We start from the raw sequence: 10,315 nt of genomic DNA, 5'->3' as shown, positions 1-10,315 counted from the left end.
GTTCGGTGCCGAGGCCGTGTTCCCGGGACATCCCCGTTGCACTATGCCGAATCGAAGGCATCGGATAGTGTATACAAAATCCAATGGTGGGAGGATTTGTGACCACACTGCTCGTGGAGGACATCGGTCTGCTGGTGTCCGGCGATGTGTCGACGCCGCCGCTGCGTGACACCACGCTGCTGATCGAAGACGGACGCATCGCAGGTATCGGTGTCGACCATTCCGGCCCTGACCACGTGATGTCCGCCGGCGGACTGACGGTGATGCCGGGCCTCGTCGACGGGCACGTGCATCCGACGTTCGGCGAGTGGACACCGGCGCAGAACTCGATCGGCTGGATCGGCAATTACCTTCAGGGCGGGACCACTTCGATGGTGTCGGCGGGCGAATTGCACATTCCGGGCCTGGACTTCGGTGCGCTGACGCCGGAACTGGTGCTGAGCATCGCGATCACGTCCAAGCACACCACCGGGCGTGCGCGTCCGTCCGGAGTGAAGGTCAACGCGGGCACGGTGCTCCTGGTACCGGGCATGACCGAGGAGCACTTCGACCGGGCGCACCGCGAAGGCATCGAGCACCTCAAGTTCATCTTCTACGACTGGAACCGGCTGGGAGACGGCGAAGCTCAGCGCTATGTCCACTGGGCGCATGAGCGCGGCATGACGGTCAAGATGCACTCCGGCGGCGTGTCACGGTCGGGGTCGAGCCGGGTGGCAGGACGTGACGTCGTGGTGACCGTCAAGCCGGACATCGTGGGCCACATCTCGGGTGGGCCGATACCGCCACCCGACCAGGACATCGTGGCGATCATCGCGGACCTGCCTTCGGCTCATGTCGAGGTGTGCAGCTCGATGAACTACCGGGCGACCAAACTGGTCGTCGATCAACTGTCCGCCCGCGGTGAACTCGGCCGGCTCACGCTCGGCACGGACACTCCCGGCGGCACGGGCGTGATCCCGCGGGGAATGCTGCGCAACGTCTGCTTCCTGGCGTCGATCTGCGGCGTCGATCCGCTGCGCGCCGTTGCGGCTGCCACCGGCCAGACCGCGCGGGCCCACGGCCTCGACACCGGGGTGCTCGCGGAAGGGCGACCGGCCGACCTGCTGGTTCTCGGGCCGGTCACCGGATCGACCGCCGACGACGCCCTGGAATGCTTTGCCCTCGGTGATCTGCCCGGCATCGCGACCGTAATCGTCGACGGTGTTCCGCTGGTCAAGACCCGCAGCGAACAGACCCCACCGCCGAGCCGCGCGGTGAGATGGCGCGGCGAGCCCGTGCCGGCCGCACAATCCACGCCGCGCCGCATCGGGTGCTGCTGAACCGACAATCACCAGGAGTCCAGAAACATGGCTGAAGCCGCTGTGGCCCAACGCAGTTCCGACACCGTCCGCGCCGACGCGATGTTCGGTGTCGATGCGCTGCTCACGGCCGAAGAACGCGAGATCCGCGACACCGTGCGCTCGGTCGTGCGACGGAGAATCAGTCCGTACATCGCGGGCTGGTACGAGAGCGGCGAACTGCCGGCCCGTGAGTTGGCCGGTGAGCTCGGCGAGCTGGGGCTGCTCGGTATGCATCTGCAGGGTTACGGGTGCGCGGGCACCAGCGCGGTGGCCTACGGTCTGGCCTGCATGGAACTGGAGGCCGGCGATTCGGGGATCCGATCGCTGGTCAGCGTGCAGGGCTCGCTGGCGATGTTCGCCATTCATGCGTTTGGCAGCGATGAACAGAAGAACCACTGGCTTCCGGAGATGGCCGCGGGTCGTGACATCGGGTGCTTCGGCCTCACCGAACCCGACCACGGTTCCAATCCGGCGGGGATGCGAACCCGAGCCGAGCGGGCCGGCGGCGATTGGGTGCTGACCGGCACCAAGATGTGGATCACCAACGGGTCGGTGGCTGACGTCGCGGTCATCTGGGCCCGCACCGACGAGGGTGTCCGCGGCTTCGTCGTCCCCACGGACACACCGGGTTTCACCGCCAACACGATCAAGTCGAAGATGTCGCTGCGGGCGTCGGTGACCAGCGAGCTGGTGCTCGAAGGCGTCCGGCTGCCCGACAGCGCGCGCCTACCCGGGGCGACCAGTCTCGGCGCCCCACTGCGCTGTCTGAACGAAGCCCGCTTCGGCATCGTGTTCGGTGCTCTCGGTGCGGCGCGGGACTGCCTGCAGACCGCGCTGGACTATGCGCGCTCGCGAGAACAGTTCGGCCGGCCGATCGCCGGCTTCCAGCTCACCCAGCAGAAGCTCGCGGACATGACGCTGGAGTACGGAAAGGGACTCCTGCTGGCACTGCACCTCGGCAGGCGCAAGGACGCCGGCGACCTGGTCCCGGATCAGGTCAGCCTCGGCAAGCTCAACAATGTCAGGGAAGCCCTGGAGATCGCCCGCACCGCCCGCACCATCCTGGGTGCCAGCGGTATCACCGCCGAATATCCGGTGATGCGGCACGCCAACAACCTGGAATCGGTGTTGACCTACGAAGGCACCAGCGAAATGCATAGTCTGATCATCGGGCAGGCGCTCACCGGAATTCCGGCGTTCCGCTGACGAGTCGGCGTTGCGTATCGTCCACCCACCGCGAGCTCAGGAGGCCAGGTGGCCAGTCGTCACCACGAAGCCATCGACGAATACTTCTGCACCACCGTCTCGGCGCTGACCGGACCTGGTGACCAGCCGTGGCCTGTCGGGTCGGCGTTGACCGAACCGGATGCGTTGGCTCTCTTCGATGCCCAGCTGGGCAGTCGGCACCTCGATCTGGCCGCGCGCTGGCTGCGGGCGCAGGGCAAGGGTTTCTACACCATCGGGTCATCCGGGCACGAGGGCAATGCGGCGGTCGCCGCGGCGCTGCGCGCCGACGATCCGGCGCTGTTGCACTACCGCTCGGGGGGCTTCTACCTGGCCCGCGCCGCTCAGGTGGCCGGCAGTGATCCGGTGCGCGATGTGCTGCTGGGTCTGGTCGCCGCAACCGACGAACCGATTTCGGGCGGCAGGCACAAGGTGTTCGGCCGCCACGACCTCGGGGTCATTCCGCAGACCTCGACCATCGCGTCGCATCTACCGCGTGCGCTGGGGGTCGCCTTCTCGATCGCCAGGGCCCGCAAGCTCGATGTCGCGTGCCCATGGCCGGATGATGCCGTCACGGTGTGCAGCTTCGGAGACGCCTCGGCCAACCACTCGACGGCCGTCGGCGCGATCAATGCCGCGCTGCACGCCTCCTACCAGGGGCTGCCCATGCCGTTGCTGTTCGTCTGTGAGGACAACGGCATCGGGATCAGCACCAAGACGCCGCGCGGATGGGTGGCCCGGACCTATGCCCACCGCGAGGGACTCCAGTACTTCGCCGCCGACGGCTCCGACCTGATCGCGGCCTTCGAGACCGCGCTGGCCGCCGCGCAGTGGGTACGCAACCATCGCAAGCCCGCTTTCCTGCACCTCGGCACGGTTCGGTTGATGGGCCACGCCGGGTCCGACTACGAACCGGCGTATCGCAGGCCAGACGAAATCCTGGCCGACTACGACCGTGACCCCGTCCTCAATACGGCGAGAATCCTTGTGACACACGGCGTACTCACGCCAGAACAAGCCGTCGAGCGCTATGAGGCCAAGCGCACCGAGGTGATCGGGCTGGCGGGGGAGCTCAGCCGGTCCGCACAGCTCGACAGCGCGCCGGCGGTGATGAAACCGCTGCGTGACACTCTCGACGAAGCCCGGGCGGTCTCCGTCACCGGCCCGGGGGCCCCGGACGGTGCGCCGCTGACCCTGGCCCTGGCGATCAACCGGGCCCTCAAGGATGTGCTGCAGGCGCACCCGGAGACGATCGTGTTCGGGGAGGACATCGCCCGTAAGGGCGGGGTTTACGGGGTGACCCGTGGCCTGCAGGCGGCTGCCGGGCCCGCGCGGGTGTTCGACACGCTGCTCGACGAACAGACGATTCTCGGCCTGGCCCTGGGCGCCGGTGTCTCGGGCCTGCTACCGATCCCGGAGATCCAGTATCTCGCCTACCTGCACAACGCGGCCGATCAGATCCGCGGTGAGGGAGCCACCCTGCAGTTCTTCTCCAACCGTCAGTACCGCAACCCTATGGTGGTACGGATTGCGGGCTACGGCTACCAGAAGGGGTTCGGCGGACACTTCCACAACGACGACTCGATCGCGGCAATCCGTGACATTCCAGGGGTGGTGATCGCGTCACCGGCCCGGCCCGATGACGCGGCAGCGATGCTGCACACCTGCGTGGCTGCCGCGAAAGCCGCTGGCGCGGTGTGTATTTACCTCGAACCGATCGCTTTGTACCACACCAAGGACCTGTACGACGACGGCGATCAGCAGTGGCTGGCGAGCTATCCGGCCCAGCCGGTGCGCATCGGTGCGGCCCGCACCTACGGCGACGGTGCCGACCTGACCATCCTCACCTTCGGGAACGGACTGTGGATGAGCCTGCGGGTGGCCCGTCGCCTCGAACAGGCCGGGATCGCGGCCCGCGTGGTCGACCTGCGTTGGCTGTCGCCGTTGCCGGTCGAGGACATGCTGCGGGAGGCGGATGCGACCGGCCGCGTGCTCATCGTGGACGAGACCCGCCGCACCGGGGGTGTGGGGGAAGGTGTGCTGGCCGAACTCACCGACCACGGCTTCTCCGGCCCGTTACGGCGCGTGGCCAGTGCCGACAGCTTCATCCCGCTGGGCGATGCCGCGCTGGAGGTGCTGCTGTCGGAAGACACCATCGAGGCCGCCGCGGTGAAACTGGTCGGCGAACGGCCTTGATAGCTTGACCTGATGGCAGAACCTGCAGTGCCGGATCAGACCCGTCCGCTGGCCGGAATGCGCATCATCGAGATCTCCAGCTTCGTCGCGGTGCCGCTGGCCGGCATGACCTTGGCCCAGTTGGGCGCCGAGGTGGTGCGCGTGGACCCCATCGGGGGTGCTGCCGATTATCACCGCTGGCCGCTCACCGACGGCGGCGACAGCATCTACTGGGCCGGGCTGAACAAGGGCAAGCGCTCTCTGGCCGCCGATATGCGCTCACCCGAGGGGCAGCAGCTGGTACAACGGTTGATCGCCGAAGCCGGCGTGCTCATCACGAATGTAGCCGGGCGGCAATGGCATTCGTACGACGTGCTGGCGGCGCTGCGGCCCGACCTGATCCACGTCGAGGTGTCGGGGCGCGCCGACGGTGGCACCGGGGTGGATTACACGGTCAACGCCGGGCTGGGCTTCCCCATGGTCACCGGGCCTGCGCAGTTGGCCACCCCGATCAACCATGTGCTTCCCGCCTGGGATGTCAGCTGCGGTCTTTACGTGGCGCTGGCAGTCAGTGCCGCGCTGCGTCACCGCGATTCGACCGGTGAGGGTGCGCGGATCAGCATTCCCTTGGAGAACGTCGCCCTCGCCACGGCAGGCAATCTCGGATTCCTGACCGAGGTGATGATCAACGGTACGGGGCGCGAGCGACTCGGCAATACCCTGTACGGCACCTACGGACAGAACTTCACCAGCAGCGACGGGGTCGGTTTCATGCTCGTGGCGCTGACCGGTCGGCATTTCCGCGACCTCACCGAAGTCACCGGGACCACGAAAGCCGTTGCCGCCCTGGCTGAGGCGTTCGGGGCGGACTTCACCGACGAAGGTCAGCGCTACATCCACCGCGACGCCCTGACGGGACTTTTCACGTTGTGGTTCAGCCAGCACACCGCCGACGAGATCAGTGCGGCGCTCTCGGGCACCTCGGTGCTCTGGGAGCGGTACCGCAGCTTCGCCGAGGTCGCCGTCGACCAACGGGTGGTCGCCAACCCGCTTTTCACCCCGCTGGAGCAACCGCGTATCGGCACCTACCTGGCGCCGGGCCTGCCGGTGTCGATCGGCGGCCTGTATCCGCCCGCCGTCGCTGCCCCCGCGCTCGGTGACGACACCACCGCCGTGCTCGCCGAACACCTCGGACTCGGTGCCGACGAGATCGTGGCACTGACCGAATCCGGCACCGTCGCAACGGGTGCCGCTCAGTGAGCACCCTGCTGAAGCTATTGAACGTGCGCGCCGACACCGCCGCCGACGGCGAGGTGTTCACCGGACAGGCCAGCGGCCCGGCCGGCAAGCGGGCCTACGGCGGCCTGCTGGCCGCACAGAGCCTGGCGGCTGCCTGCCGGACAGTGGGCGATGACCGTGCGCCCACCAACATGCACCTGCAGTTCCTGCGCGGTGGGGACGCAGGGGAGGCGGTCGAGCACCGCGTGCGGCGCGTGTACGACGGGCGCACCGCCTCGGCCCGCAGCGTCGAATCGTATGAGCACAACCGCATGCTCACCACGGCCACGGTGTCGTTCGCGACGGCGCTCGCCGGACCCGAACACGGGCTGGGCGCGATGCCGCACGATCCAGAGGTGCTGCCGTGCACCGGCCCGCCCGGCCCGGCCCCCTCTCTGCCGCTCGACGAGTTCGACATCCGCATCGCCGACGACGGGTCAGGTGAGGGGTTCGTGCGCAGGATGTGGTGGCGGGTCACCACCGACTTGCCCGAGGATCCGTTGGTGCACATGCTCATCGCCGTGTACATCACCGACCTGTACGGCATCGACCCGGCTTTGGCTGTACACGGGCACAGCATGCGGTCGCGCAGTCACCGCAGTGGCACCACCGATTCGTCGATCTGGTTTCACCGTCCGGTGCGCGCCGGAGAGTGGAACCTGTTGGAGTCGCGCTCGCCGGCCGCCGCGCGGGGCCGCGGGCTGATCACGTCGAGCCTGCTGCGCGCCGACGGTGCGGTCGCCGCCACCCTGGTGCAGGAGGGGCTGGTCGCGGAGCGCCCGGCGGACTGACCGGCGCGACGGTGGCCCGGGCGCGCTTCCCGGGGCGGAAACTCCGGACTCGACCACGGTCAGAGTCCACGGGCCAAGCGGAACGGCTCCATCGCCATGTCGAGAATCTCCGGGGTGAGCAGGCCGTCAGCGTATTCCACCCAGCACCAGCTGCGGGCCGGCACGCAGCCCGACGAGCTGGCGGTGAGGCGGCCGAAGTAATGGATGTAGCTTCCCGACCTGTCGAACGTGAAAGTGTATGATTCCGAGCCGATTCCGGCTTCGAGACGGATCAGCTTGCCGGCATCGTCGAAAGTCGGCGTTGCCGTGACGTCATCGTGCGCCGTCGTGACGCCGTCGATGACGTGGTAGCCCGGGCCGAATGTGACTCCGTCGCGTCCTTGCCAGAAGCAGCCACCGCCCCATTGTCCGTCCTGGTCTTCGTGAAGCCATGACACCCACATACCCTGCAGGCCGCGGACGATCGGCAGCTCCGGATACACCGCTCCGCCAGGCCCGTACGCATAGTCCTGATGCAGGTAGCCGGAGACCGGTACTCCCTGGATGGTCCCGGCGGCGGCCATCAGCTCGTGCCGGTAGTAGACCTGTTCGGCGTCACCGTCGCGGACCGAGACGTGAACCGTGAACACATCGGTGACGTTGGTGCCGTGCATCTCCCAGCGGCCTGCGGCGTCATACCAGTGCAGCCCGCCGGTATCGCGTTCGATACGACCGCTCGGGTAGCTCAGAGTCACCTTCTCGTCGATATCGGTGTAGGTCATGGGTTCGAACCAGTCGATCGTCGAGTATTCGGCGAACAGGTGCGGCGGATCCGGGTCGAATGATGCAGGCAGCCGCTTGAAGCCGGTGATCGGCGACACCACGTGCGTCATGCCGGGAACGAAGTCATCGGCCCCGCGTAGCCCCCAGTATGTGTGCCCCGCGGCATCGCTGACCACCGCGCCGATCCACATACCGGCCAGCCCGACACCGGACCCCGGTGTCCAGTCCCGACGGTAATGATCCAGTGTGGGCGATTGCGTCGCCACGGTGAACCGAACGCTGTCCTCCTGTTGGCTGCCGGCTGCTTCGGTCATGGTCAAGCCCCCCTGTGTGAAGTAGATGGCATCCCTGATTCAGCTGTTCTCACGCAGATCCTTTGTGGCAGTGAAGATTGTTCGAACACCTTCGGCGGCGCGGACCAGTTCGACAACAGATTCGGCGTCCAGGATTACATTTAAATCTCTAGAGATATCCTTGTAAAGGATGTGCTTGCGCCACGGACTCTCGGCCACTGGCGGTTTTCGGGCCATCGGACAGCTTCATCTTTGGTCCAGATCGATTGGACGGTAGGGAGACAAGTGGCCAAGCCGAATACAGACAAGGGCGGGGCGTCTGGCGGCTCCGCGTCTGGAAAACCCAAGCAGATAGCCGACGAACTGCGTGACTTGATCATCTCCGGCGCGCTCGACGAGGGTGACCTCCTCGGCACCGAGGCCGAGTTACTGGAACGCTTCAAGGTGTCCCGCCCGTCGCTGCGCGAGTCGTTGCGCATTCTCGAGGCCGAAGGCCTGATTTCGGTGTTGCGCGGCGCCTTGGGCGGCGTGGTCGTCCACCGGCCCGATCAACGGATGACCGCGCGGGCTGCGGCACTCGTGATGCAGGCCCGCAGCATTTCGCTGGTCGACGTCTTCGAAGCGAGTGCCGTGATCGAACCCGCCATGGCGCGGATGGTGGCCATGTCCCGCGGACGCGAACGTGGCGCTGCGCGTTTGCGCGAGTTCGTGATCGAGATGAAGCGCACCGTTCAGGATCCGGTCGGCTGCACCACCGCAATGGTCGGATTCCACAGCGAGATGGTGCAGTTGGCGGGAAATCAGACCCTGATCGTCATCTGCGAGATGATCAATGAGGTCATCACCCGCGCCGCGGTGGCTGACATCTTGACGCGAAGCCAGGGTGAGCCGGTCGCTTCGCGGCGTCGCACCATCCGCGAATTCGAACAACTCGTCGACCTGATCGCCGCGGGGGACGGAGACGCCGCGCAGGCCCACTGTGCCGCACATATGGCCCGGCTGCGCCGGGGCTTGCTCGGGGAACGTGGCAGTTCGACCATCGAGGTGAACCGCCATCGGTGACGATGGCCATCATGTCCCACTCATGACCTGACGGGGCTTTCTCTGGACTCCGGCCCGGTGCTGGGTTAGTTTTGGAGCCGTTCGAATTGTCAGATGTTTCGCCGGATAGTGCTGTCGGCGCTCGACATGCTGGAGGCGCACATGGCTGACGTCACCCCGGCCCGCATCGGATTGCTCATCGACTACCTGGATGAGGATGGCGGCTACGACGAGAACATCCTTCCGGCACTGCAACTGGTCGCCGGCGAGTATCCGGAACGTGGAATCCTGGAGCGGCCGGTCGAATTCGTCGTCCGCGCGGTACAGGGCCTTCCACAAGGATCGTTCCGGGCGGTGCGCGCCGCCTTCGACGAGTTGATCGAGCAGGATGTGCTGGTGATCTTCGGGCCGTGGGTTTCGGAGAACGGTGTCGCTCTGCGTCGCTACGTAGAGGATCTGGCCGAAATCCCGATCATCACGATGGCTGCTTCCGAAAGCATGCTCGGCGAATGGGTTTTCGGTCTCCCGGCAGGTTCCATGGAAGAGGAGCCGATCATCATGGCCACCGTCGCGGCGCTCGACGGTTGCCGACGCGTGGGCCTGGCCTTCGAGGACAGCCTCATCGGCCGCGAGTATTTGCGAACCACGCGCGAAGCCTGCCGTGACGCCGGCTTGACGATCACGGCCGAGGTGGCGATTCCTCAGCTCGAGCGCGAGAAGCGGACGGCGGTAGCCGTGCTGGCCGCCGACAAGCCCGACGCCATCATGCACGTCGGCTTCGGACTCGGGATCATCGGCATGAACGCGGCCTTGTCCGACGTGGGCTGGATGCCGCCGCGCTACACCACGACAGCATTTGAGTTCGCCGCGACCGGGCAGTGGTGGCGTGAGCAGCTCGCAGGGTGGATCGGGCTCGATCAGTACGACGAACGTAACCCGACCGGGCAGGCGTTTCTCGACCGATTCGAGCAGGCCTACGGCCGCCGTCCGGAGTACTTCTTCCCGCTCTACACCTACGACGTGGGTCGGCTGATGATGACCGCACTTGCCACGGCCCGGCCGTTGACGGGTCCGGCCGTCAAGGAGGCGCTGGAGCGCATCAAGATGCTGCCTGCGGCGACAGGCGCACCCGGAACACGTATGAGGTTCGGAAAATTCATCCGCCACGGCTGGGTGGGCAGTGAGTTTCTCGTCGCCCGGCGCGTGCTACCCGACGCCAGCGCCACGGTGCTGCACGCGACGATCGAAGGTCGCGTCGTCAGCTGAGCCGCGCACTGACGATGAAGTAAATATCTACATAGATATAGACGTCGATGCCAGCCGGTGGTCCTGGACCTGTTGGCCGCGATATGCCGCTGGCGCCCTCGATATTGACGTCGATCACCGAATCTTTGAGGCGGAAAACCACTCG

Annotated in this window: 8 protein-coding genes; 7 read left to right on the top strand and 1 reads right to left on the bottom strand. The window is 66.5% G+C overall.

Annotated features, from left to right (window positions below; all coding sequences use genetic code 11):
- Positions 1 to 98: 98 nt before the first annotated feature.
- The 5 genes from H977_RS0129905 to H977_RS0129885 are packed head-to-tail and all read left to right on the top strand — an operon-like array spanning position 99 to position 6,808.
- Positions 99 to 1,319, top strand: a complete 1,221-nt coding sequence (locus tag H977_RS0129905; protein ID WP_029111303.1) for an amidohydrolase family protein — start codon at positions 99 to 101, stop codon at positions 1,317 to 1,319.
- A 27-nt stretch (positions 1,320 to 1,346) separates the two neighbouring features.
- Positions 1,347 to 2,546 (top strand): acyl-CoA dehydrogenase family protein, encoded by a 1,200-nt coding sequence (locus tag H977_RS0129900; RefSeq protein WP_036477704.1) that lies wholly within the window; start codon positions 1,347 to 1,349, stop codon positions 2,544 to 2,546.
- Positions 2,547 to 2,594: 48 nt separating this feature from the next.
- Entirely contained in the window at positions 2,595 to 4,760 is a 2,166-nt protein-coding gene (locus tag H977_RS0129895; RefSeq protein ID WP_029111301.1) for a thiamine pyrophosphate-dependent enzyme, read from the top strand.
- Positions 4,761 to 4,772: 12 nt separating this feature from the next.
- Positions 4,773 to 5,999 (top strand): CoA transferase, encoded by a 1,227-nt coding sequence (locus tag H977_RS0129890; protein ID WP_029111300.1) that lies wholly within the window; start codon positions 4,773 to 4,775, stop codon positions 5,997 to 5,999.
- On the top strand, positions 5,996 to 6,808 hold the full coding sequence (locus H977_RS0129885; protein ID WP_029111299.1) for an acyl-CoA thioesterase: 813 nt from the start codon (positions 5,996 to 5,998) through the stop codon (positions 6,806 to 6,808). The genes H977_RS0129890 and H977_RS0129885 overlap by 4 nt, the downstream gene beginning before the upstream one ends.
- A 59-nt stretch (positions 6,809 to 6,867) precedes the next feature.
- On the opposite strand, the gene H977_RS0129880 is transcribed toward H977_RS0129885, so the two are convergent.
- Positions 6,868 to 7,884, bottom strand: coding sequence for a hypothetical protein (locus H977_RS0129880; RefSeq protein ID WP_029111298.1), 1,017 nt, complete (start codon positions 7,882 to 7,884; stop codon positions 6,868 to 6,870).
- 264 nt (positions 7,885 to 8,148) lie between these two features.
- Here H977_RS0129880 and H977_RS0129875 point away from each other — a divergent pair, with 264 nt between their 5' ends.
- Together H977_RS0129875 and H977_RS0129870 are read left to right on the top strand one after the other, a co-directional pair.
- A complete protein-coding gene (locus tag H977_RS0129875; RefSeq protein WP_029111297.1) occupies positions 8,149 to 8,925 on the top strand; it encodes a FadR/GntR family transcriptional regulator in 777 nt (258 codons plus the stop codon).
- Between the two features lie 93 nt (positions 8,926 to 9,018).
- Entirely contained in the window at positions 9,019 to 10,170 is a 1,152-nt protein-coding gene (locus H977_RS0129870; protein ID WP_051289219.1) for an ABC transporter substrate-binding protein, read from the top strand.
- Positions 10,171 to 10,315 lie beyond the last annotated feature (145 nt).

The organism is Mycobacterium sp. URHD0025, from assembly GCF_000426065.1.
Lineage (GTDB): Bacteria > Actinomycetota > Actinomycetes > Mycobacteriales > Mycobacteriaceae > Mycobacterium.
This window is presented reverse-complemented; position numbering and strand designations above follow the sequence as displayed.